Origin of the sequence: Enterobacter sp. MGH 38, assembly GCF_000492855.1 — a bacterium.
Classification (GTDB): Bacteria; Pseudomonadota; Gammaproteobacteria; order Enterobacterales; family Enterobacteriaceae; genus Enterobacter; species Enterobacter hormaechei_C.
This window is the reverse complement of sequence record NZ_KI535607.1, coordinates 871,677-892,558: the sequence shown is the minus strand read 5'-3', so window position 1 is coordinate 892,558 and position 20,882 is coordinate 871,677. Positions and strand designations below refer to the sequence as shown.

The 20,882-nt window shown below is 58.4% G+C and carries 24 protein-coding genes; 9 read left to right on the top strand and 15 right to left on the bottom strand.

Annotated elements, in window-relative coordinates:
- Positions 1-3: 3 nt before the first annotated feature.
- The 11 genes from L384_RS16580 to L384_RS16630 all read right to left on the bottom strand — a co-directional run bounded on the left by L384_RS16580 (position 4) and on the right by L384_RS16630 (position 8,574).
- A complete protein-coding gene (locus tag L384_RS16580; protein ID WP_023323844.1) occupies positions 4-1,695 on the bottom strand; it encodes a glycosyltransferase family 2 protein in 1,692 nt (563 codons plus the stop codon).
- On the bottom strand, positions 1,686-2,036 hold the full coding sequence (locus tag L384_RS16585) for an ApeI family dehydratase (protein WP_003861256.1): 351 nt from the start codon (positions 2,034-2,036) through the stop codon (positions 1,686-1,688). The genes L384_RS16580 and L384_RS16585 overlap by 10 nt, the downstream gene beginning before the upstream one ends.
- The gene (locus L384_RS16590; protein ID WP_023323843.1) at positions 2,023-3,369 is read right to left on the bottom strand and encodes an AMP-binding protein; all 1,347 of its coding nucleotides are present in this window, start codon (positions 3,367-3,369) and stop codon (positions 2,023-2,025) included. Before L384_RS16590 ends, L384_RS16585 begins: the two co-directional genes overlap by 14 nt.
- Positions 3,362-3,961, bottom strand: coding sequence for a COG4648 family protein (locus tag L384_RS16595; RefSeq protein ID WP_023323842.1), 600 nt, complete (start codon positions 3,959-3,961; stop codon positions 3,362-3,364). Before L384_RS16595 ends, L384_RS16590 begins: the two co-directional genes overlap by 8 nt.
- Entirely contained in the window at positions 3,933-4,184 is a 252-nt protein-coding gene (locus L384_RS16600; RefSeq protein WP_003861262.1) for an acyl carrier protein, read from the bottom strand. The genes L384_RS16595 and L384_RS16600 overlap by 29 nt, the downstream gene beginning before the upstream one ends.
- Before the next feature lie 11 nt (positions 4,185-4,195).
- Entirely contained in the window at positions 4,196-4,453 is a 258-nt protein-coding gene (locus L384_RS16605) for a phosphopantetheine-binding protein (protein WP_003861263.1), read from the bottom strand.
- The gene (locus L384_RS16610) at positions 4,434-5,249 is read right to left on the bottom strand and encodes a lysophospholipid acyltransferase family protein (protein ID WP_023314978.1); all 816 of its coding nucleotides are present in this window, start codon (positions 5,247-5,249) and stop codon (positions 4,434-4,436) included. Before L384_RS16610 ends, L384_RS16605 begins: the two co-directional genes overlap by 20 nt.
- Entirely contained in the window at positions 5,246-5,968 is a 723-nt protein-coding gene (locus tag L384_RS16615) for a beta-ketoacyl synthase chain length factor (RefSeq protein ID WP_023323841.1), read from the bottom strand. The genes L384_RS16610 and L384_RS16615 overlap by 4 nt, the downstream gene beginning before the upstream one ends.
- 125 nt (positions 5,969-6,093) lie before the next feature.
- Positions 6,094-7,143, bottom strand: coding sequence for an AI-2E family transporter (locus tag L384_RS16620; RefSeq protein ID WP_003861270.1), 1,050 nt, complete (start codon positions 7,141-7,143; stop codon positions 6,094-6,096).
- A 135-nt stretch (positions 7,144-7,278) separates the two neighbouring features.
- On the bottom strand, positions 7,279-7,836 hold the full coding sequence (locus tag L384_RS16625) for a DcrB family lipoprotein (protein ID WP_003861272.1): 558 nt from the start codon (positions 7,834-7,836) through the stop codon (positions 7,279-7,281).
- 72 nt (positions 7,837-7,908) lie between these two features.
- Positions 7,909-8,574 (bottom strand): 7-cyano-7-deazaguanine/7-aminomethyl-7-deazaguanine transporter, encoded by a 666-nt coding sequence (locus L384_RS16630; protein WP_003861274.1) that lies wholly within the window; start codon positions 8,572-8,574, stop codon positions 7,909-7,911.
- A gap of 169 nt (positions 8,575-8,743) precedes the next feature.
- Here L384_RS16630 and tusA point away from each other — a divergent pair, with 169 nt between their 5' ends.
- The 4 genes from tusA to L384_RS16650 all read left to right on the top strand — a co-directional run bounded on the left by tusA (position 8,744) and on the right by L384_RS16650 (position 12,011).
- Positions 8,744-8,986 carry a sulfurtransferase TusA gene (gene tusA, locus L384_RS16635; RefSeq protein ID WP_000130627.1) on the top strand — a complete coding sequence of 81 codons (243 nt, stop codon included), beginning with the start codon at positions 8,744-8,746 and terminating at the stop codon, positions 8,984-8,986.
- 234 nt (positions 8,987-9,220) lie between these two features.
- Positions 9,221-10,192: a TRAP transporter substrate-binding protein gene (locus tag L384_RS16640; RefSeq protein ID WP_023323840.1), complete on the top strand. Its 972-nt coding sequence runs from the start codon at positions 9,221-9,223 to the stop codon at positions 10,190-10,192.
- A gap of 12 nt (positions 10,193-10,204) precedes the next feature.
- Positions 10,205-10,714, top strand: a complete 510-nt coding sequence (locus L384_RS16645) for a TRAP transporter small permease (protein ID WP_003861278.1) — start codon at positions 10,205-10,207, stop codon at positions 10,712-10,714.
- Between the two features lie 10 nt (positions 10,715-10,724).
- Positions 10,725-12,011, top strand: a complete 1,287-nt coding sequence (locus L384_RS16650) for a TRAP transporter large permease (protein ID WP_003861280.1) — start codon at positions 10,725-10,727, stop codon at positions 12,009-12,011.
- An 89-nt stretch (positions 12,012-12,100) separates the two neighbouring features.
- Here the strand turns inward: L384_RS16650 and zntA are convergent, their stop codons facing one another.
- Together zntA and L384_RS16660 are read right to left on the bottom strand one after the other, a co-directional pair.
- Positions 12,101-14,272, bottom strand: coding sequence for a Zn(II)/Cd(II)/Pb(II) translocating P-type ATPase ZntA (zntA, locus tag L384_RS16655; RefSeq protein ID WP_023323839.1), 2,172 nt, complete (start codon positions 14,270-14,272; stop codon positions 12,101-12,103).
- 76 nt (positions 14,273-14,348) lie between these two features.
- Positions 14,349-14,975, bottom strand: a complete 627-nt coding sequence (locus L384_RS16660) for a lysoplasmalogenase (RefSeq protein ID WP_003861515.1) — start codon at positions 14,973-14,975, stop codon at positions 14,349-14,351.
- Between the two features lie 129 nt (positions 14,976-15,104).
- On the opposite strand from L384_RS16660, the gene L384_RS16665 reads away from it, so the two are divergent.
- A complete protein-coding gene (locus L384_RS16665) occupies positions 15,105-15,461 on the top strand; it encodes a DUF2500 domain-containing protein (protein WP_003861518.1) in 357 nt (118 codons plus the stop codon).
- Positions 15,462-15,521: 60 nt separating this feature from the next.
- Here L384_RS16665 and L384_RS16670 read toward each other — a convergent pair whose 3' ends face one another.
- Positions 15,522-15,803: a DUF1145 family protein gene (locus L384_RS16670; protein WP_023323838.1), complete on the bottom strand. Its 282-nt coding sequence runs from the start codon at positions 15,801-15,803 to the stop codon at positions 15,522-15,524.
- A complete protein-coding gene (gene rsmD / locus L384_RS16675) occupies positions 15,787-16,389 on the bottom strand; it encodes a 16S rRNA (guanine(966)-N(2))-methyltransferase (protein ID WP_003861523.1) in 603 nt (200 codons plus the stop codon). Before rsmD ends, L384_RS16670 begins: the two co-directional genes overlap by 17 nt.
- Before the next feature lie 127 nt (positions 16,390-16,516).
- Here rsmD and ftsY point away from each other — a divergent pair, with 127 nt between their 5' ends.
- From ftsY to rpoH, 4 genes are all read left to right on the top strand, one after another.
- Positions 16,517-17,977, top strand: coding sequence for a signal recognition particle-docking protein FtsY (gene ftsY, locus L384_RS16680; protein WP_023323837.1), 1,461 nt, complete (start codon positions 16,517-16,519; stop codon positions 17,975-17,977).
- A 2-nt stretch (positions 17,978-17,979) separates the two neighbouring features.
- Positions 17,980-18,651, top strand: coding sequence for a cell division ATP-binding protein FtsE (ftsE, locus tag L384_RS16685; protein ID WP_003861525.1), 672 nt, complete (start codon positions 17,980-17,982; stop codon positions 18,649-18,651).
- Positions 18,638-19,693: a permease-like cell division protein FtsX gene (gene ftsX / locus L384_RS16690; RefSeq protein WP_003861527.1), complete on the top strand. Its 1,056-nt coding sequence runs from the start codon at positions 18,638-18,640 to the stop codon at positions 19,691-19,693. Before ftsE ends, ftsX begins: the two co-directional genes overlap by 14 nt.
- Positions 19,694-19,943: 250 nt before the next feature.
- Positions 19,944-20,801: an RNA polymerase sigma factor RpoH gene (rpoH, locus tag L384_RS16695; RefSeq protein ID WP_000159624.1), complete on the top strand. Its 858-nt coding sequence runs from the start codon at positions 19,944-19,946 to the stop codon at positions 20,799-20,801.
- The last annotated feature ends 81 nt before the right edge of the window (positions 20,802-20,882 follow it).

Below are 20,882 nucleotides of genomic sequence, written 5' to 3'. Positions count from 1 at the left end.
CCTTTACTCCTTCTCGTTGATCTCTGGCAGCTGCCAGAAATCGAAAAAATTAAACCAGTCGAGCGGCGACAAGAGCGCGTAATGCTCCAGCCGCTCCGCATAGCGGTCGACGGTCTGCTGTAGCGCCTGCTGGCGTTCGCCGCGCGGCAGCAGCAGCGGGTCGGCAAACGGCTCGCAGTGCAGGGTCAGCTTTCCCTGCTGACAGAGGGCAAAAATCAGCACCACCGGGCAGCGCAAAATGGACGCCAGGATAAACGGCCCCTGCGGGAACGGCGCGGGCTGGCCCATAAATTCGCTCCATATCACCCGCCAGCTGCCGCCGCGCTGCGGGGTGACGGCAATGCGATCGCCCACGATCGCCACCCATTCGCCGCGATCCAGCTTCTCTTTGATGAGGATGGCGGTCTCCGGGCCAATGTCGGTGACCGGCATCAGGTGAATGCCCGCCTGCGGCGCCATCTCCTCCATCACCTGCTTAAAACGTCTGGCGTTGTCGCTAAAGACCAGCGCGTTGATGGTTTTCGCCCCTTCGCGCTGGGCCAGCGCCCGGCAGGCTTCCACATCGCCAAGATGCGACGCGAGCAGCAGTTTGCCCTGAGGATCGTCGAGCCCCAGCGCCTCCTGCGCGCCTGGCGCAAAGACCAGATCGCGATGGAGTTTCATTTCGCCGCGCCAGCTGGCCACTTTATTCAGCATGGCATGACCGAAGCGCAGGAAGTGGGAAAAACTGTTAAGCCGTGCGGGTTGCGGCATTTGCCGCTGTGCCATCACCGTTTTAACCCGCGCCAGCCACTGCTGCGATGCCTGACGCGCAGCGCGGGCGGTTAGCCAGTAGACGGCCGTAACCGGCCACAGCAGGGCGGTAAACGCCTTACGCCCCAGCAGCTGCCAGACGCGCAGCATCAGGCGCATGCCCCATAATCCTTTCACCTCCTGCTGCTGCGCCCAGTGCTGCGAGCGGCGACGCATCAGCAGGGAAGGAATGCGCGGCAGCATGCCGAGAAACAGACGGGTATGCATCAACGAGATGCGCACATTGTCTTTCAGGGCATCGAAATGGGATACCCCGTCCGGCGGATAGGTCACGCGGGTGGGCAGAAAATAGCTGGTGTTGCCCTGCCAGTAGAGGCGCACCATCACTTCGGTATCAAAATCCATTCGCCTGCCGAGCGGCGTGGTTGCTGCAAGGCGCAAAACCGGGGCTATAGGGTAAACGCGAAACCCGCACATGCTGTCTTTCAGTTGCAGGGAGAGGGTTTCAATCCAGACCCAGACGTGCGTTATCCAGCGGCCGTACAGGCGCGAACGGGGGATCGAGTCATCGTAAACGGGCTGCCCGGAAATGAGCGCATCGGGATGGCGTTCGGCCAGCGCCAGCAGTTTGGGGATGTCTTCGATAGCGTGCTGGCCGTCAGCGTCCACCTGAACGGCGTGGGTGAAGCCGCGATCGGCGCAGTCTTTCAGCCCCTGCATCACCGCCGCGCCTTTGCCGCTGTTTTCGGCCAGCCGCAGTAGCGTGACCTGCGGACGATCCGCCGCCAGCGCTTCAAGCGTGCGGCGCGTGGTTTCATCGCTGCCGTCGTCCACCACCAGACAGGGCAGATCGAAAGGCGCCAGGCGCGCCAGCACCGAAGCCATCATCACCCCGTGGTTATAGCACGGGATCAGCACGCAGGGACGGAAGGTTACTGACATAAGCGAATCTTCCCGCTGCTGGCGGTGTGGCGCTCGTTACCCGCATGGCGCTGGTAGCTAAAGGTCAGCATCTCGCGTTCGGGCTGCCAGGCAAGGAGCAGCGTGACCGTATTCTCCGGCAACAGCGGGGCGGCGAACTTCACGTTCTGAATACTGTGAAAACGGTAGCCCGGCGCCAGCGCGGCAGCGTAATGCATTACCCAGTCGAGCTGGGCCACGCCCGGCAGCAGCGGCTGTACGGCGAAATGTCCCTTAAACCAGAGCAGGTCAGGATCAAGATAAAAGGTTATCTCCAGATGCTGTGGATCGGGCTGGAGGCGCCCGATTTCAGGGATCTTCATGAAACAACTCCTGTAGCTGCGCAGTCACGCGCTTGTTCATGCTGTTGACCGGGATTTCATCAACGATCCGCCAGTAGCGCGGCACGGCAACCGGTTCAAGCCAGGGGCGAAGGGCGCGTCGCCAGGCGAGCTCCTGCGCTTTTTTGCCCTGTTCGTGTTGCTGACGCACCGCTTCATTCAGCACCAGCAATACGCCAATGCCCTGACGCCCGCCGCGCGTCACCGTCAGCGCGGCGGCCTCGCGGATGCCGTCCAGCGCCAACAGGCGGCGCTCAATGTCATCGAGTGAAATGCGTTTATCTTCAATTTTGACCACCCGACCGCGGCGCCCGACGAGGCTGAACTGCCCGTCAGCCGTGAAGTGCAGGATATCATCCAGCACGACCCCCTCCACCTCGGGGATCAGCGGCGACATCACGCGATCGCCGTGAAACGTCACGCCGGGGAAAGGCTGCCAGCGGGTGCTTTCCTCCTGACGGTAGCGCCAGGCCATTACGCCTGTTTCCGTGCTGCCGTATATTTCATCCGGCCAGACGTTGAGCCAGGCCTGAACCGCGGCGACCTCCTGCCAGGGCAGCGCGCCGCCAGCGGAGAAGAGCAGGTTGACGGGGGGCGGCGTCAGTGACGCGTCCAGCCGCTTGAGAAACGCCGGACTGCTGATGAAAAGATAGCGTTTATCGTCGGGAAGGGCAGAGAGCTGCTCGGCATAGTTGAGCAGGCTGGCGTGCAGCGGCAGGCCGAGCGCCATGGGTAAGACGACACGAAACGTCAGGCCATACAGGTGGTGCAGCACCACGGAAGCCACGACGTGACAGCCCGCCAGACGCTCGCCAAAATGCGCCGCCAGAAGACGAGCCTCACGGTCCAGGCTGACCACCGGCTTACTCACCCGCTGCGGCGTGCCGGTCGAGCCGGAGGTGTAAAGCTCGAGCGTGCGCATCTCACCGATGGCAGGCAGCGGTGAAAAGGGATGGCCTGCCCGCTGAGCGGAAGCCACCCGCAGCTGTTGCCCCTGAAAATCGAGCGTGGTGTCGCTCAGGACGCCGCTGAACAGCGCCCGCTGTTCGTTAAGCTGCGCCGCCCGGCTGTGCCCGGGGAGGACCGGCGTTTTACCCGCATGCAGCGTCGCCAGCAGCGCGACAATAAACAGATAGCCGTTTTCGATGCACAGCGCCCAGCGCTCGCCATCTTCACGACGCAGCGTGTCGACCAGCTGAGTGACGTCGTGGCGCAGATCGCCAAGCGTCCAGAGATGGTCGTCCTGCCAGGCGACAGGGGTGTCGTCAGGGCGGGGCGCACTGAGCCACTGGCTAAGCGGAAGAGGGTTAAGCATCGTTTTTCTTCACCCGTTGTCGCACCAGCCACTCGCCAGCCATCAGCGTGCCCATCAGGAGATAGGCAATCATCCCGTTCCACAGCGTCCACAGACGGATATCGGCGTGGAATACGGTAAACAGCGCGATCGCCCCGTTGATAATAAAAAAGCCGCACCAGACCTGGGTAACCCGGCGCGTGTAACGTACCCCGACGGGGGAGAGGTCCGGTTCACGCAGGCGCGCCAGCCGTTCGACGACGGGCATTGCCGTCCACAGCGAACCGCCAAACACCACCAGCATCACCAGATTCACCACCACCGGATATAACAGCACCCACTGGTGCGCGTGCAGGACGTAGCTCGCCGCGCAAAGCGCTATGCCGGCCAGCGCCACGCTTACGAACAGATAACGCAGGGGGCCGCCCTGCCGACGGGCCTGGCAGACGCGCATCAGCAGCACCAGCGCCATCACGGGCAGTATCCCGTGCAGGCTATTATTCGCCAGCCCGAAGCCGATCAAAAACGGCCATGCCAGCAGCATCAGCCCCGTCAGGGCGGGAAGAACTGGAATCGAACGCACGTTACGCGTCGCGCTGAAGCTGTTCCACAACGTCCACGACGTCCTGCACCGTGCGCACCGCTTTGAAGGTTTCAGGCTTGATTTTATGGCCCGTTTTCTTTTGCAGGTGCACCACCATATCGACGGCATCAATGCTGTCGAGGTCCAGATCCTCGTAAAGACGTGCCTCAGGGGTAATATCCTCCGGGGCGATTTCAAACAGCGTAATAAGAAGCGCAGAGACTTCCTGATAAATCGTTTGTTGTTCTGTCATAGCGGTCATTCTCAGGCGCGTTGTTGATGGATAAAAGCCGCGAGCGTGGCAACGGAATAAAAGTGCTGACGCATCTCGTCACTTTCGGCAGAAAGCACTACGCCGTACTGATTTTTTACCGCCAGCCCCAGCTCAAGGGCGTCGATTGAGTCCAGACCGAGGCCGTCGCCAAAGAGCGCGGCGTCTGTATCAATATCCTCTGGGGTAAGTTCTTCCAGATTCAGCGTAGAGATAATGAGATTCTTAATTTCAAGATAGAGCGCTTGCATCTTTCGTTCCTGACAAAGATTGAAGACCGGTTGTTAACTGATGCTGCATATGCCGGTTTAACTGCCTTGCTGCCAGCGCGGGTTCGTGCTGACTCGCATCATAAAAATCATGAATGTTGATGCGTTCGCGAACATCCACGGTGAAAACAGGTTTGTTGGGGGGCACGTTATACCAGCTGCTCTGTTTATCCAGCATCCGTTCGCTACAGTGGATCACCACCACGCGCACGGCGCTGTTGCAGCGAACGGCGATATTCGCCGCCCCACGTTGCAGGGTCATGACTTCCCCCACCCGGGTGCGGGTGCCTTCAGGGAAGATAAGCAGGGTGTCGCCCTGGGACAGACGCTGCTGGCTTGCGGCAAGCAGCGTGTCGGCTTCGCTGTTAATCAGATAGTCAGCCGCGCGGATCACGCCGCTGACGAACGGGTTACGCAGCAACGCGCTTTTCACCAGACAGTCGGTTTCGTTCATCACCGACGCCAGCAGAACGTAGTCCAGCAGCGAGGGATGATTCGCAATCACCAGACAGCCCCGCTCGGCGCGTAGAACGTCCAGGTTGTTGAAACGGTAATCCAGTACCCCTACACCGCGTACCACCGCGAGGAACAGGCGAAAACTGGCAGAAATAGTACGGCGTGCCAGGCGGCGACGTTGGGTGCGGTCGCGCTGGAAAATCAGCAGCAGGTTAAACCATACCAGCGACAGCGTCAGTCCGCCGAGGCCGAACAGGGCGAAGCACAATCCGGTCATCAGCATCCGCCATAACCGATCGAGGCGGGAACGTAACCCTCTCATTGGCGCGTCCATTGCCACAGCAGGCGCTCGCCCGGCAGGGTGAACTGGCGCTCGTCCCGCAGGTAATGGCGCAGGAACTGGAGGCTTTGCGGCAGCGCGGGCTCTTCAGGCGTGCGGTTGACGTGCGTTTCACAGCTGAGCGTATTTCCGGCTTCAATCACCAGCGCCAGCGCGTAGGGCCAGACGGGCATCTGCGGTGGCAACCCGGCGTGATAAAAATCAGGCAGCAGACCGTCGAAATCCACCAGCAATACGCGGGAGTAGCCCGCATGCAGCAGGCTCAGCACGTCGCACAAGCTCTGCTGGAAGGTATCCATACCGGCGGAAACCGACGAAGAGACAACAGGCTGACGCGCGGCGATAGTGAGATTGCCGACCGCCGAGTTGTGTACCGACATGGCAAAATCGGTGGGGGAAACGGGCTGTTCTGCCGCCAGGGCCTGGAGAATACGGAAATTGCGCTCCAGCTCCCCATGACGGCTGCTGTAGACGACGGCATCGATGCGGTGTTTGCGCAGCATCATCAGGCCAAGATCGACGGCCAGCCTGCTGCCTGAATTCAGGCGGCGGGCGGTCATCATCGGCAGATCGGTCAGTTTCGCCAGCGGTGCAGAGGGATCGATGGCGTCAGACCGGCGTGACCATGCCTGCCATTCGTCGGCATCGCTGAGTCCTGGCGCTCTTGCCTGCCAGTCGATAAGGGTAAGTGTAAATTTCATCTACGCGCGTCCGCGATAAACCTGTTTCTGTGACTTTTTCTTCGCCAGCGCGATTTACTGCGCACATCGTACAATGTTGTCGTCGCGCTGGCGAATAAACGTCACTTTTGACCCTTTCCACCCGGTTATCCCGGCAAACGGCTTTTTGGCCGACCCGGACCCAGAAGAATGGCGAGTTTACTGCCTCCTTTCGTGGTTTCCATCCAGATTTTACAGACGCTGGTGAGCGGCACGGAGAGCAGCATGCCCACCGGACCCAGCAGCCATCCCCAGATCAGTAACGATAAAAACACCACCATCGTCGACATGCCCAGACGGTGGCCCATCATGCGCGGCTCAAGAATGTTACCCAGCACCATATGCACGACGAGGAACAGCGCCCCTACCAGCATGCACTCATAAAAACCGTTAAACAGGAACGCCTGGATCATCGGCGGAACGGCGGAAAGCACCGCGCCGATATTGGGTACGTAGTTCAGTAAAAACGCCAGCACGCCCCACATCAGCGCGAACTGCACGTCCAGCAGTACCAGCCCCAGCCAGACGATCACGCCGGTCCACAGGCTTAACAATGTTTTCAGCGCCAGATACTTGGACACGCCCTTCAGCGCGCGGTGCAAGCCGGCAATGTGGATCTGCGGATTGTTCAGGGCAAAACGCAGCTTATACGGCACGTGGCGCACTTCGAACAGCATAAACACCACCGTCATCACCAGCAGCAGAATGCTGGCCATTGCCCCGGAAAGCCCGGTCATCAACGTGGTGGCGTAGGTCATCACCTTCTCGGAATCCATCCGGCGCAGCATCCGTTCCGGTGAGATATGCAGATTCACGAATGGCAACATGCGCTGAAGATCGACCAGCTTGCGCGTCAGCTCTTTATTGTACTGCGGCAGCATGGTGGAAAATTCGCTCAGCGAGGCGGCGAGCACGCCGAACAGCGCCGTCAGGACAACCAGCATCACCATCACCACAATGGTAATCGCGACTGGGCGGCTGATGCCCCGGCGTAAAAACCATGTCACCAGCGGGTTGAGCACAATGGCGAAAAACAGCGCCAGCAGAAGCTGAACAATGATATCCGCCGCCGCGTGGATACCCGCAAGGATAACCACCAGGCAGGCAAGTTTTAATAAAATATGAAGTCCGGCTTTGTCGGGCGGGCTGGCAGTCATAAGAATTCCTTTTTCCGGGGGGCGTGTTAATTGTAGTGCGCCGGATGGGCTTCGTCTGGAGCGTTAGTCTGAAAGTCGTGGCAAAAAAATGGCCCCCGGCGCAAGCGACGGAGGCCACGGCATCCCGGTGAACGATTACTGGATCACGAGGGTGTTAATGATGTTTTCAGCGGCGGTCTGCGCTTTCTGCTGATTATCTGCCGGCAGGGTGATCTGCATGGTCAGCAGTTTATTGTCCACCTTGCCGAGCACCACGGAGGAGTACGCGGTCTGGCCTTTGGCAGAGATGATGCTGTCCAGCTGTTGCAGCGTGTGGCCTTTCAGTTCAACAGACTTGTTGGTGACCACCTGAAGCTGCGGGTCGCGGCTGCGCTGCTGATCTTCCAGGCGTTTGGCCAGCACGCCCAGATCTTCGCTGGTATCGTCACCGACGATCACAATCACCGCTTTTTGGCCGGTGGCATCGGAATAGACGTGCATATTGTTCGCCTGGGTACCCAGCTTACCGCTCTGGTCGGTCATGTCCGCGGGCAGAGAGAAACTGAGTTTGCCATCCATCAGGCTCACCGGCTGACCGGTGGCGTTGCTTTCTGCTGACGCGCCCTGAGCAGGCGTTTTGGTGTCGCTGTTATCACAGGCTGCAAGGCCAACAACCAGCAGGCCAATCCCGACATATTTAACCAGATTGCGCATTGACTTCTTCCTTTCGATAAACGGCCATAACGGCTCATTCGTTCATCTTATCACAACTGATAAAGCGAACCCTTAACCTGCCTGCAATGCGGAGATTTCAGATTTATCTGCCAGCCTTTTCAGCAGCATATTCAACAGTACGCCGTACATCGGCAGGAAGAAGACCAGGCTAATAAGCACCTTAAAGGCGTAGTCCACCAGAGCGATTTCCATCCAGTGTTCTGCCATGAAGGCGTCCGGGCTGCGCCAGAAGGCGATGAAGAAGAAGGCCAGCGTATCGCTCACGTTACCGAACAGCGTGGAGGCCGTTGGCGCCATCCACCAGCGATGGTTTTGACGCAGGCGGTTAAACACGTGGACATCGAGGATCTGCCCCAGGGCGTAGGCCATAAAGCTGGCGGTGGCAATACGCGCGACGAACAGGTTGAAGTGCGTCAGCGCTTCGAAGCCCTGCCAGCTTCCCATGTAAAACAGCGAGGAGATGGCGTAGGAGACAAACAGTGCCGGGATCATCACCGCAAAAATAATCCGCCGCGCCAGCGGTGCGCCAAAAATACGCACGGTTAAATCCGTCGCAAGGAAAATAAACGGGAAACTGAACGCGCCCCAGGTGGTATGGAAACCAAAAATGGAGATGGGGAGCTGTACCAGATAGTTACTGGAGATGATCACCAGCAGATGAAATAGCGAAAGCCAGAACAACGCCTTGACGCGCTGCGATTGTGTAAAGGAGTTCATATTGTACCTTTTTGATTAATATTTGGGGTGAGGGAACCCAATAAAGCCGCCGCATGATACTGCTTTGACGACACTTTGCAATGGCTAATTTTCACGCAATCGTTAACCTGGTTTGCATTGGCGATAGCGGGGCGTAAACTACAGCCGTTTTTACCTGAACGAGAAGAAAATGACCGACCTGTTTTCCAGCCCAGACCACACGCTTGATGCTCAGGGCCTCCGTTGCCCGGAGCCGGTAATGATGGTGCGTAAAACCGTCCGTAACATGCAGAGTGGCGAAACGCTGCTGATCGTCGCCGATGACCCGGCTACCACCCGTGATATCCCCGGCTTTTGTACCTTTATGGAACATGAACTGGTGGCGCAGCAAACCGAGACCTTGCCGTACCGGTATTTGATTCGTAAGGGGTAAGTGCGGCCTGACGCCCGGCGGCGCTTCGCTTGCACGGGCCTACGGGTGTAGTAGGTCGGGTAAGGCGCAGTCGCCACCCGACAAGTACTCATCACAATTTCGAACCATCGTTTCAAAATTTCGCGCTTTTTGTGAGGCGCTTCACCCTCCCTTTTCCAGCCGTAGTCTAATTTTTAAGCGTCAAAAATTAAAACATCGTTTTAACGCTTATCTCACTACCCTGGAGTTGACTTAATGAAAACGACCCTCAAGCCGTTACTGGCCGCGCTGTGTCTGACTGCTTTCGCCTGCACCGTTTCTGCCCAGACCATTAAAGCCGCCGATGTGCATCCCGAAGGCTACCCGAACGTGGTGGCGGTCCAGCACATGGGTGAAAAACTCAAACAACAAACCGATGGCAAGCTGGAGATTAAGGTCTTCCCCGGCGGCGTGCTGGGGGATGAAAAGCAGATGATTGAGCAGGCGCAGATGGGGGCGATCGACATGATCCGCGTCTCCATGGCGCCGGTGGCCGCCATCCTGCCGGATATCGAAGTGTTTACCCTGCCCTACGTATTCCGCGATGAAGACCACATGCACAAGGTGATTGACGGGGATATCGGCAAGCAGATCGGCGACAAACTCACCGCCAACCCGAAATCGCGTCTGGTCTTCCTTGGCTGGATGGATTCCGGCACCCGCAACCTGATCACCAAAGAGCCGATCGTCAAACCGGACGATCTGAAAGGGAAGAAAATCCGCGTGCAGGGCAGCCCGGTGGCGCTGGCCACGCTGAAAGCGATGGGGGCGAACTCGGTGGCGATGGGCGTCAGCGAGGTTTACAGCGGCATGCAGACCGGGGTGATCGACGGCGCGGAGAACAACCCGCCAACCTTTATCGCCCACAACTATATGCCGGTCGCCAAAAACTACACGCTGAGCGGCCACTTCATCACCCCGGAAATGCTGCTCTACTCCAAAGTGAAATGGGACAAGCTCAGCGCTGACGAACAGCAAAAGATCCTGACGCTGGCCCGCGAAGCGCAGTTCGAGCAGCGCAAGCTGTGGAATGCGTATAACGACCAGGCGCTGGCGAAAATGAAGGCCGGCGGCGTGCAGTTCCACGACATCGATAAAACGGTGTTTATCAAGGCGACAGAGCCGGTGCGCGCGCAGTATGGCGATAAGCATCAGGATCTGATGAAAGCCATCGCTGACGTTCAGTAAGCCGGAGTACGTATGTCCGAACTCTACCTGAAGTGGATGGACCGTCTGTACCTGCTCGCCATGGTGGTGGCGGGTCTCTCGCTACTGGTGATGACGATTGTGATCCCCATTGGCATCTTCTCTCGCTATGTGCTCAATCGCGGCGAATCCTGGCCGGAGCCGATCGCCATTATCTGCATGGTGACGTTTACCTTTATCGGCGCGGCGGTGAGCTATCGCGCCGGGTCGCATATCGCGGTCAACATGCTCACCGACCGCCTGCCCGCGTCGCTGCAAAGAGTGTGCGCGCGAGTGGTAGATCTGCTGATGCTGCTCATCTCCGGCCTGATGTGCTGGTACAGCTACTGGCTGTGCGTCGAGCTGTGGGAGCAGCCGGTGGCGGAGTTTCCGCTCCTGACCTCCGGCGAAAGCTATCTGCCGCTGCCTGTCGGGTCGGCCATTTTGATCCTGTTTGTGCTTGAACGCCTGCTGTTTGGCTCGCAGGAAAACCGTCCGGTCGTGCTGATCGGCAATCACAGTTAAGGGGTGAACAATGGATGCTTTTGTTTTGTTATTCACCCTCGCCATTTTGCTGGCGCTGGGGATGCCGGTGGCCTTCGCCGTCGGCTTAAGCGCCGTGGCGGGCGCGCTGTGGATTGACCTGCCGCTGGAGGCGCTGATGATCCAGATCACCAGTGGAGTGAATAAATTTACCCTGCTGGCGATCCCGTTCTTCATTCTTGCCGGGGCGATCATGGCGGAAGGGGGTATTGCCCGACGGCTGGTTAACTTCGCGTACGTTTTTGTCGGCTTTATTCGCGGCGGGCTGTCGCTGGTGAACATCGTGGCATCAACGTTCTTCGGCGCGATTTCCGGCTCGTCGGTGGCGGATACGGCGTCTATCGGCAGCGTGATGATCCCGGAGATGGAGAAGAAGGGCTATCCGCGCGAATACGCGGCGGCGGTGACGGCCAGCGGGTCGGTGCAGGCGATCCTGATCCCGCCCAGCCACAACTCGGTGATTTACTCCCTGGCGGCAGGGGGAACGGTTTCCATCGCCACGCTGTTTATCGCGGGCGTGCTGCCGGGCCTGCTGCTGGGCGTGAGCCTGATGGTGCTCTGCCTGTGCTTCGCCCGCAAGCGCGGCTATCCGAAGGGGGACAAAATCCCGTTCAGGCAGGCGCTGAAAATCATGCTCGATGCCCTGTGGGGGCTGATGACGGTGGTGATTATCCTCGGCGGGATCTTGTCCGGGATATTCACGGCGACCGAATCTGCCGCCGTGGCCTGCCTGTGGGCGTTTTTCGTCACTATGTTTATCTACCGCGACTATAAATGGAGCGAACTGCCGAAGCTGATGTGCCGCACGGTGAAAACCGTCACCATCGTGATGATTTTGATTGGCTTTGCCGCGGCGTTTGGCGCGGTAATGACCTACATGCAGCTGCCGATGCGCATCACCGAATTCTTCACGTCGCTCTCCGATAACAAATACGTGATCCTGATGTACCTCAATATCATGCTGCTGCTGATTGGCACGCTGATGGACATGGCGCCGATCATCCTGATCCTGACCCCGGTGCTGCTGCCGGTGACCAACTCGCTGGGGATCGACCCGGTGCATTTCGGGATGATCATGATGGTGAACCTGGGGATTGGGCTGATCACGCCGCCGGTCGGATCGGTGCTGTTTGTGGCGAGCGCGGTGAGTAAGCAGAAGATCGAGCACGTGGTGCGGGCGATGCTGCCGTTTTACGGTATGTTGCTGGTGGTGCTGGGGATGGTGACGTACATCCCGGCGATTTCATTGTGGTTGCCGGGGCTGCTAGGGATGCAGTGATGCGTGCGGCCTGATGCCCTCACCCCGGCCCTCTCCCGCGGGGAGAGGGGGCAAACACGAGAAACGGCAACCCGGTTGCCGTTTCACTTTTACCTTTGGCGCAACAGCCGCAACGCGTTCGCCGTAACCAGCACTGTCGCCCCCGTATCCGCCAGCACCGCCAGCCACAGTCCGGTCATGCCGAGCAGCGTGGTGACCAGGAAAATCCCCTTCAGACCCAGCGCAATGCCGATGTTCTGCCGAATATTGGCCCGCGTCGCCCGCGCAAGATCTATCATCTGCGCCAGCCCGGTCAGGCGGTTGTGCGTCAGCGCCGCGTCGGCGGTCTCCAGCGCCACGTCGGTGCCGCTGCCCATCGCAATGCCGATGGTGGAAGCTTTCATTGCCGGGGCATCGTTTATCCCGTCCCCGACCATCGCCAGCGGGGCGTTGCTGTTCAGCTCGGTTACCGCGCTGACTTTATCCGCAGGCAGCAATCCGGCCTTAAACGCCAGCCCCAGCTCACCGGCAATCGCCGCCGCCGCGCGCGGATTATCGCCGGTCAGGATCACACCCTGTACTCCCAGCCTGTGCAGCGCGTCGACGGCGTCTTTCGCATCGTCGCGCAGGGTGTCGCGCAGCGCCAGCATGCCCATCGGTACACCGTCCTGCATCACGGCAACGACCGTCTGCCCGGCTTGCTCCAGCGCCTCAACCTGTGGAGTAGAGCGCGAGTCCGCCGCGGCAATCAGCACTTTTTTGCCTTCGACCACAGCCTCAATCCCTGACCCGACCAGCGCTCGCTGGGCGGTTGCCGGAGGGATGTTCAGCCCGCGCGACTGCGCTTCTCGCACAATCGCCTGCGCCAGCGGGTGAGTGGAGCCTTGCTCCACGGCGGCGGCCAGCGTCAGCAGATCGTCTTCACTGACATCCTGCGGATACACGCCGGTCACCTGCGGTTTGCCGACGGTGAGCGTTCCGGTTTTGTCGAAGGCAACGTGCCGGATCTGGCTCAGTTGCTCCAGCGCCGCGCCGCCCTTAATCAACGCCCCGCGACGTGCCGCTGCCGCCAGCCCTGAGGTAATCGCCGCCGGGGTGGAGATCACCAGTGCACACGGACAGCCTATCAGCAGCAGCGTCAGCCCTTTGTAAATCCAGCCCTCCCACGGCGCGCCGAAGCACAGCGGCGGGACGACGGTGACCAGCAGCGCCACCAGCATGATGGCGGGGGTGTAAATCCGGCTGAAGCGATCGATAAAGCGTTCTACCGGCGCGCGGCGCTCCTCGGCCTCTTCAATCAGCCTGAGGATGCGGTCGATGGCGCTGTCGCCCGGTTCGGAAAGGACCGTCAACTGCACCAGTCGGTCGACGCTGGTGGCGCCCGCAGGCACCTTTTCACCCGCCGCGCGCGCAACCGGGATGGATTCCCCGGTCAGGGCACTTTCGTCAAAACTTGCGGTGGCGGTAACGAGGGCCCCATCGGCTGGCAGACGTCCGCCTGCGGGCACTTCAATCACGTCGCCCGGGCGCAGGGTGTTGATGGCGACCGTTTCACGCTGACCATGAATAACCCGCGTGGCGGTTTCCGGCTTCAGCGCCATCAGCGCGCTCACCCCTTTACGCGCCCGGCTCGCCGCCCAGCCCTCAAGGCGTTCGCCAATTAAGAACAGCAGCAGCACCATCGCCGCTTCCGCCGTCGCGCCAATAAACAGCGCCCCGATAGCCGCCACGCTCATCAGCGTTTCGATGGCAAACCAGCTGCCGCTTCTCATCAGACGCAGCGCCTGACGCGCAATCGGGAACAGGCCAACCAGCGTGGTGGCGATAAACGCCAGGTTGCCGAATGGGTGGTTGATCTGCTCCAGCCCCCAGCTCAGGGCCATCATGATGATGAGGGTGATAAGGGGCAGATTTTCTTTTAGCGGGGACGTTTTTTCTGCGGGCGCCGTTTCGCTGCGCAGGGTATAACCCGCTTTGCTGACGGCGGCTTCAACCTGTCTGCTGACGTCGTTTTCGGCGCTGACCAGCAGCTTTTCGGTAGCGAACAGCACCTGAACGTGATTCACGCCTGGCACCTGCTTCACCGCATTTTCCACTTTGCGGGCGCAGGCCGCGCAGTCCATGCCGTTGACCACCCAACTGTAGCGGTTGCCGCTTTCAGGCAGCGCTTCGGTCTGGGTTTCGCACGCGCCCTCGCAGCAGCAGTCCTCTTTTGGCGGAACCGGGCTGAGCTTAAGTGCCGAGAATTGGGGAACTTTTTTAGGTGTTTCTGGAGTCGACATGGCAGTCTCCGGTAATGATAATTTTCTCATTAACCGCAGCATACACTCTGGAGTCGACTCCAGAGTCAAGCGTTATTTAGATATACAGCGAACGCACAATCAGGAAGTGTCCGGCAAAGTAACAGGCGGCGGAAATCGCATTATCCGCACGGAAGCGGCGACGATAGTGGCTGCCCAGCCAGACGATATTACCCAACAGCAACAGTGCGGCACCGAAGAACGCAGACATTGCAGGCGCCGTCGGACGGAAGAACCACAGCTCGCCCGCCAGCCACACCATCACCAGCGTCATGGCGATAAACGTACAGACCGGCAGACGCATCTCTTCCAGACGCGACCAGATCACCGCGATCAGCAGGGCGCCAATCACCAGCAGCACCAGCGGCAGCGGCCAGAAGAAGGAGAGCGTCATCTGGCTGGCAAAGTAGATGGTATAGAGCAGATGCGACAGGAAGAACGCCCCCACGGCGTACAGCAGGCGCTGACGCGGCAGCAAGGTTAAGGCATCGCCAATCAGGGAAGCACACAGCCCCGCGAGGACAAGATAGCTAACGGCGTTAAACATCGGGGCCTGCCAGGCAAGCAACAGCAGGAGTAATAGCGTGACGGGTTTAAATAACCAGCGCTGCCAGGCTGGGCCACGGTAGGACGCATCGACGTAAAGCCATGCGGAAAAACAGACAGCGATAAATGACCAAAGCATATTAACTCCCTGTAACTGTTGAGGCTGAATGATCAGTTCCTGATCCAGTGTAGTGACGCGAGCGGTCGTTTGGCAATGCCGGGGCAGGCGAGGTATCCTGAATTCCGCATAATCTGATGGGATTTTTCAATGAGCAAGATGCCGCTGTTTTTCATTATCGTGGTGGCGATTATCGTCATTGCCGCCTCGTTCCGCTTCGTGCAGCAGCGCCGCGAGAAGGCGGATAACGATGCCGCGCCGCTGATGCAAAAGCGCGTGGTGGTGACGAACAAGCGCGAGAAACCGCTTAATGACCGCCGATCCCGCCAGCAGCAGGTGACGCCTGCGGGCACAACAATGCGCTATGAAGCGAGCTTTAAGCCGGAAACCGGCGGGCTGGAGATGACCTTCCGCCTGGAGGCGCAGCAGTACCATCAGCTGACGGTGGGAGAGAAAGGCACGTTGAGCTATAAAGGGTCGCGTTTTGTAGGTTTTAGGGCTGAATAATGCGCGATCGGTCCCCTCTCCCAGTGGGAGAGGGTTAGGGTGAGGGCATCACACCGCACCTTACTTCTTCACCTGCGCCTTAAACTTCTTCATCCACACCAGCAGCTCAAATACGCCGAAAATAAACACCCGCAGCTGCTGCCAGCCGGTCATCGGTGGGCTATCTTTCGGCATTCCGTTTTTCAGCATCACCATCTGTAAGGCATGCATGAACGCGGTAAAAATCAGCGCCACGTTAATGAAGATATTCAGCGGACGCGGGAACGGGTGCACCAGATTCAAAATCAAAAATGCCCAGACGCCCAGCATCAGCAAGCGCCCTACGTTAATCAGTACTGGCATCGGATCCTCCTTGTGCCTGACGGTGATACAGACGATAAGCCACCTGGCCGGCGACCTTCTCGCGGTGCAGATCCCAGTGAACGGGAACGGGCGGCAGACCATTTTCCACTTCGCTTTCAACGTAAATCAGCGCGTCATCCGCCAGCCAACCATTTTGCTCCAGCAGGGATAGCGTCTCTTCCAGCAGCCCTTTACGGAACGGCGGGTCAACAAACACCACGTTGTACGGCGTCCCCTGTTGGGCGAGGAAGCTCAGCGTGTTGGTATTCACCACTTTGGCGTTGGTTGCCTTCAGCGTAGCCAAATTTTGCTGCAACGTCTGCGCGACGCCGCGCTCCATCTCCAGCAGCGTGGCGCTGGCAGCATAGCGCGACAGCGCTTCCAGCCCTAATGCACCGCTTCCGGCGAAGCAGTCCAGGCAGTTGGCGTCTACCATAGACGGGGCGAGCCAGTTAAACAGCGTCTCGCGAACGCGGTCCGTGGTGGGGCGTAAACCGGGGCTGTCCGGCACCGGTAATTTCCGGCCTCGCCACTGACCGCCGATAATGCGAATTTGACCGGCCGGGGCGCGGGTGGGTTTCTTCATCTCAGGAAAGCTCTGTTAACCATTGCCCTGCGATTGCGGGCGGTGATGTCAATTAAGTAAAGTGTTAGACTATTTCATCATTTTTTTAGCTTCCCTGTATATAGCGCCGCGAGGAGTGTAGTCGCAGATGGCAAAACAAAAAAAACGTGGCTTCTTTTCCTGGTTGGGTTTCGGTGAAAAAGAGCAAGAAACAGAACAGAAAACCGAAGAACAGCAGGTTGTAGAAGAGCAGTCACAGCCTGAAACGCCTGTCGAAACCGCTGCGGTTGTCGAAGCGGAAGAGCCAGCGCACAGCAAAGAAGAGATTGAATCCTTTGCTGAAGAGGTGGTTGAGGTCACTGAGCAGGTTCAGGAGAGCGAGAAGCCAGAGCCGGTTATCGTTGAAACCCTTACCGAAGCGCCGCAGGCCGCTATCGAACACGAAGCGCTGCCGCTGCCGGAAGAGGTTAAAGCTGAAGAGGTTTCTGCCGAAGAGTGGCAGGCCGAAGCGGAAACCGTTGAAATTGTTGAGGCGGTGGAAGAAGAGGCGGCACTTGAGCCAGAGCTGACCGACGAAGAGCTGGAAGCCCAGGCGCTGGCGGCGGAAGCGGCTGAAGAAGCGGTCATCGTCGTACCGGTGGAAGAGCAGGCCGAAGAAGAGATCGTTCAGGAGCAGGAAAAACCGACAAAAGAAGGTTTCTTCGCGCGCCTGAAACGCAGCCTGCTCAAAACCAAAGAAAACTTAGGTTCCGGATTTATCAGTCTGTTCCGCGGCAAAAAGATCGACGACGATCTGTTTGAGGAGCTGGAAGAGCAGCTGCTTATTGCGGACGTGGGCGTGGAAACCACCCGGAAGATCATCGCTAACCTGACTGAAGGGGCGAGCCGCAAACAGCTGCGTGACGCCGAGGCGCTGTACGGCCTGCTGAAAGACGAGATGGGTGAAATTCTCGCAAAAGTTGACGAACCGCTTAATATTGAAGGCAAAATGCCGTTTGTTATCCTGATGGTTGGCGTCAACGGCGTGGGTAAAACCACCACCATCGGCAAGCTGGCGCGCCAGTTTGAGCAGCAGGGCAAATCGGTGATGCTGGCGGCGGGCGATACCTTCCGTGCGGCAGCGGTGGAACAGCTTCAGGTGTGGGGCCAGCGCAACAATATTCCGGTCATTGCTCAGCACACCGGCGCGGATTCCGCGTCCGTGATTTTCGATGCCATCCAGGCGGCGAAGTCGCGTAACGTGGACGTGCTGATTGCGGATACCGCGGGGCGTTTGCAGAACAAATCGCACCTGATGGAAGAGCTGAAGAAAATCGTTCGCGTCATGAAGAAGCTGGACGAAGATGCACCGCATGAAATTATGCTGACTATCGACGCCAGCACCGGACAGAACGCCATCAGCCAGGCGAAGCTGTTCCATGAAGCGGTAGGACTGACCGGGATCACGCTGACCAAGCTGGACGGCACCGCGAAAGGCGGGGTGATCTTCTCCGTGGCCGACCAGTTCGGCATTCCTATCCGTTACATCGGTGTGGGCGAGCGTATTGAGGATTTACGTCCGTTTAAAGCGGACGACTTTATTGAGGCACTATTTGCCCGAGAGGACTAACAATGATTCGCTTTGAACACGTCAGCAAGGCCTATCTCGGCGGGAGACAAGCGCTACAGGGGGTGACATTCCACCTCCAGCCAGGCGAGATGGCATTCCTGACCGGCCATTCCGGCGCGGGGAAAAGTACCCTGCTCAAGCTGATCTGTGGGATCGAGCGGCCAAGCGCCGGGAAAATCTGGTTCAGCGGCCATGAAATTAGCCGTCTTAAGAACCGTGAAGTGCCGTTCCTGCGTCGTCAGATTGGCATGATTTTCCAGGATCACCACCTGCTGATGGATCGCACGGTTTTCGATAACGTCGCGATCCCGCTGATTATTGCCGGCGCCAGTTACGATGATATCCGCCGTCGCGTTTCGGCGGCGCTGGATAAGGTCGGGCTGCTGGACAAAGCGAAGAACTTCCCAATCCAGCTCTCAGGCGGTGAGCAGCAGCGCGTGGGTATCGCCCGTGCGGTGGTGAACAAGCCTGCCGTTTTGCTGGCGGATGAACCGACCGGTAACCTGGACGATGCCCTCTCTGAAGGGATCCTGCGTCTGTTTGAGGAATTTAACCGCGTGGGGGTCACGGTACTGATGGCGACGCACGACATGGGGCTGATCTCCCGCCGTTCGTACCGTATGCTGACCCTGAGCGATGGGCATTTGCACGGAGGCCACGGTGAACAAGCGTGATGCAATGAACCAGATTCGGCAGTTCAGCAACCGGTTTGACCGTTTCCGCAAGCCTCAGGGCGGTGGTGACGGCAATCGCAATGCGCCTAAGCGTGCCAAAGCGACACCGAAACCGAACTCCCGCAAAACCAACGTCTTTAACGAGCAGGTGCGGTATGCCTTCCAGGGCGCGTTGCAGGATCTGAAAAGCAAACCGCTGGCGACGTTCCTGACGGTGATGGTGATTGCCATCTCCCTGACGCTGCCCAGCGTCTGCTATATGGTTTACAAAAACGTAAACCAGGCGGCGTCCCAGTACTATCCGTCGCCGCAGATCACCGTTTATCTGGATAAAGCCCTCGACGATAACGCGGCGGCTCAGGTGGTGGGGCAGATTCAGGCCGAGCAGGGCGTGGAGAAGGTGAACTATCTTTCCCGCGATGAAGCGCTGGGCGAATTCCGCAACTGGTCCGGATTCGGCGGCGCGCTGGATATGCTTGAAGAGAACCCGCTGCCCGCGGTGGCGGTGGTGATCCCGAAACTCGATTTCCAGGGCACGGATTCGCTCAACACCCTGCGCGACCGCATTACCCGCATTAACGGGATTGATGAAGTGCGCATGGACGACAGCTGGTTTGCCCGTCTTGCCGCCCTGACCGGGCTGGTAGGACGCGTGTCGGCGATGATCGGCGTGCTGATGGTGGCGGCGGTGTTCCTCGTCATCGGTAATAGCGTGCGCCTGAGCATCTTCGCCCGTCGCGATACCATCAACGTGCAGAAACTGATTGGCGCAACGGATGGTTTCATCCTCCGCCCGTTCCTTTACGGCGGCGCGTTATTAGGTTTTTCTGGTGCATTTCTTTCATTGATATTGTCAGAAATTTTGGTGATGCGGCTGTCGTCAGCCGTCACCGAGGTGGCGCAGGTTTTCGGAACTAAGTTTGATATCAGTGGTTTAGGTTTCGATGAGTGCCTGCTGTTACTGCTGGTGTGCTCCATGATCGGCTGGGTGGCGGCATGGCTGGCAACGGTTCAACATTTACGCCACTTTACTCCCGACTAATAAAAGCGTGATATAATCTTTCCCTGCACCGAGATGTTCGCTTGCAGGGAAAGCGTCCCTGTTGTCTCTTCCCCTGTAATCATCTTCATGTCACATTTTGTGCGTAATTTATTCACTGTTGCACCTGGAACTTGTGGATAAAATCACTGTCTGATAAAAGAGTGAATGCTAATCTCGTTGCTCAAACGCTTTGGCATGGTTGTTGCCTGACGGGGACAACCTGGACCAGAAGAAACATTGAGAGGAATGAATGACCAAAGAAATGCAAACTTTAGCTTTAGCCCCTGTTGGTAACCTGGAATCTTACATCCGGGCTGCGAACACCTGGCCGATGTTAACGGCTGAGGAAGAAAAGGAGCTTGCTGAAAAGCTGCATTACCAGGGCGATCTGGAAGCAGCTAAAACGCTGATCCTGTCTCACCTGCGCTTTGTTGTTCACGTTGCTCGTAATTATGCGGGCTACGGCCTGCCGCAGGCGGACCTGATTCAGGAAGGTAATATTGGCCTGATGAAGGCGGTACGTCGCTTTAACCCGGAAGTGGGTGTGCGACTCGTCTCCTTCGCCGTGCACTGGATCAAAGCGGAAATTCACGAATACGTCCTGCGTAACTGGCGTATTGTGAAAGTCGCCACGACGAAAGCGCAGCGCAAACTGTTCTTCAACCTGCGTAAAACCAAGCAGCGTCTGGGCTGGTTCAATCAGGATGAAGTGGAAATGGTGGCGCGCGAGCTGGGCGTTTCCAGCAAAGACGTCCGCGAGATGGAATCCCGTATGGCCGCTCAGGACATGACGTTTGATATGTCTGCCGACGATGACGCGTCCGACAGCCAGCCGATGGCCCCGGTTCTGTATCTACAGGATAAAACCTCTAACTTTGCTGACGGCATTGAAGAGGATAACTGGGAAGACCAGGCGGCGAACAAGCTGACCTTCGCGATGGAAGGCCTCGACGAGCGTAGCCAGGATATCATCCGTGCCCGCTGGCTGGACGAAGATAACAAGTCCACGTTGCAGGAACTGGCCGACCGCTACGGCGTCTCCGCTGAACGTGTGCGTCAGCTTGAAAAGAACGCCATGAAAAAACTTCGCGCCGCTATCGAAGCGTAATTTTCGCGAAGTACACCGAGAACCCCTGGATGAGAGTCTGGGGGTTTTGTTTTTTTAGCGCCCGCTCTGGCGAATTCCCTG

Bases quoted from the DNA above. Each gene is read 5' to 3' on its own strand.
- L384_RS16625 (WP_003861272.1), bottom strand. From the start codon at position 7,836: ATGCGCAATCTGGTTAAATATGTCGGGATTGGCCTGCTGGTTGTTGGC.
- L384_RS16605 (WP_003861263.1), bottom strand. From the start codon at position 4,453: ATGCAAGCGCTCTATCTTGAAATTAAGAATCTCATTATCTCTACGCTG.
- L384_RS16610 (WP_023314978.1), bottom strand. From the start codon at position 5,249: ATGAGAGGGTTACGTTCCCGCCTCGATCGGTTATGGCGGATGCTGATG.
- rsmD (WP_003861523.1), bottom strand. From the start codon at position 16,389: ATGAAGAAACCCACCCGCGCCCCGGCCGGTCAAATTCGCATTATCGGC.
- L384_RS16665 (WP_003861518.1), top strand. From the start codon at position 15,105: ATGAGCAAGATGCCGCTGTTTTTCATTATCGTGGTGGCGATTATCGTC.
- L384_RS16620 (WP_003861270.1), bottom strand. From the start codon at position 7,143: ATGACTGCCAGCCCGCCCGACAAAGCCGGACTTCATATTTTATTAAAA.
- zntA (WP_023323839.1), bottom strand. From the start codon at position 14,272: ATGTCGACTCCAGAAACACCTAAAAAAGTTCCCCAATTCTCGGCACTT.
- L384_RS16580 (WP_023323844.1), bottom strand. From the start codon at position 1,695: ATGTCAGTAACCTTCCGTCCCTGCGTGCTGATCCCGTGCTATAACCAC.
- L384_RS16600 (WP_003861262.1), bottom strand. From the start codon at position 4,184: ATGACAGAACAACAAACGATTTATCAGGAAGTCTCTGCGCTTCTTATT.
- ftsY (WP_023323837.1), top strand. From the start codon at position 16,517: ATGGCAAAACAAAAAAAACGTGGCTTCTTTTCCTGGTTGGGTTTCGGT.
- L384_RS16640 (WP_023323840.1), top strand. From the start codon at position 9,221: ATGAAAACGACCCTCAAGCCGTTACTGGCCGCGCTGTGTCTGACTGCT.
- ftsE (WP_003861525.1), top strand. From the start codon at position 17,980: ATGATTCGCTTTGAACACGTCAGCAAGGCCTATCTCGGCGGGAGACAA.
- L384_RS16615 (WP_023323841.1), bottom strand. From the start codon at position 5,968: ATGAAATTTACACTTACCCTTATCGACTGGCAGGCAAGAGCGCCAGGA.
- L384_RS16650 (WP_003861280.1), top strand. From the start codon at position 10,725: ATGGATGCTTTTGTTTTGTTATTCACCCTCGCCATTTTGCTGGCGCTG.
- tusA (WP_000130627.1), top strand. From the start codon at position 8,744: ATGACCGACCTGTTTTCCAGCCCAGACCACACGCTTGATGCTCAGGGC.
- L384_RS16645 (WP_003861278.1), top strand. From the start codon at position 10,205: ATGTCCGAACTCTACCTGAAGTGGATGGACCGTCTGTACCTGCTCGCC.
- rpoH (WP_000159624.1), top strand. From the start codon at position 19,944: ATGACCAAAGAAATGCAAACTTTAGCTTTAGCCCCTGTTGGTAACCTG.
- L384_RS16670 (WP_023323838.1), bottom strand. From the start codon at position 15,803: ATGCCAGTACTGATTAACGTAGGGCGCTTGCTGATGCTGGGCGTCTGG.
- L384_RS16630 (WP_003861274.1), bottom strand. From the start codon at position 8,574: ATGAACTCCTTTACACAATCGCAGCGCGTCAAGGCGTTGTTCTGGCTT.
- L384_RS16590 (WP_023323843.1), bottom strand. From the start codon at position 3,369: ATGCTTAACCCTCTTCCGCTTAGCCAGTGGCTCAGTGCGCCCCGCCCT.
- L384_RS16585 (WP_003861256.1), bottom strand. From the start codon at position 2,036: ATGAAGATCCCTGAAATCGGGCGCCTCCAGCCCGATCCACAGCATCTG.
- L384_RS16660 (WP_003861515.1), bottom strand. From the start codon at position 14,975: ATGCTTTGGTCATTTATCGCTGTCTGTTTTTCCGCATGGCTTTACGTC.